The organism is Photobacterium sanguinicancri (assembly GCF_002265265.1).
In the GTDB taxonomy this organism is placed as follows: domain Bacteria; phylum Pseudomonadota; class Gammaproteobacteria; order Enterobacterales; family Vibrionaceae; genus Photobacterium; species Photobacterium sanguinicancri.
In genome coordinates this window covers 1-424 of sequence record NZ_NOIF01000472.1, presented here as the reverse complement: position 1 = coordinate 424, position 424 = coordinate 1, and the positions used below count along the sequence as shown (strand labels likewise).

Sequence of the window (424 nt, the reverse complement as noted above, 5' to 3'; positions counted from 1 at the left end):
CGACGATGGCCTGTCGGGAGAGCTTCGCACCGTGCAGGAAGAACAGGAGGACAATGGCGATGTCGGCGAGCAGGTCGAACACGCCGCGCCATTGGCCCTGCGCGGGCAGAAGGGTGGCGACGAGGACGGTGCCGAGCAGCATGAGGATGAATGGCTCGAAGAAGGCCAGCAGCACGCGCATTGTCTTAGCTTCCCCGGTAGGTCGAATAGGCGAACGGCGAGACCAGCAGCGGCACATGATAATGCGCGCCGTCCTCGGCGATGCCGAAGTCGATCGTCACGCTATCGAGGAATGGCGGATCTGGCAGTGTCACGCCCTTGGACCGGAAATAGGCGGCGACCGCAAAGGTGAGGCTGTAGAGGCCCGTTCCCTGCAGGATGGTGCCAAGATCCGGACAGCGGCCGTCCTCGTTGGACGCGCCCT

The 424-nt window shown here is 63.9% G+C and carries 2 protein-coding genes; both read right to left on the bottom strand.

Annotated features, from left to right (window positions below):
• Positions 1 to 181: bile acid:sodium symporter (locus tag ASV53_RS24670; protein ID WP_141226354.1), on the bottom strand; the 181-nt coding region annotated here is incomplete at its 3' end.
• Positions 182 to 185: 4 nt separating this feature from the next.
• Positions 186 to 424: hydroxyisourate hydrolase (locus ASV53_RS24665; RefSeq protein WP_141226353.1), on the bottom strand; the 239-nt coding region annotated here is incomplete at its 5' end.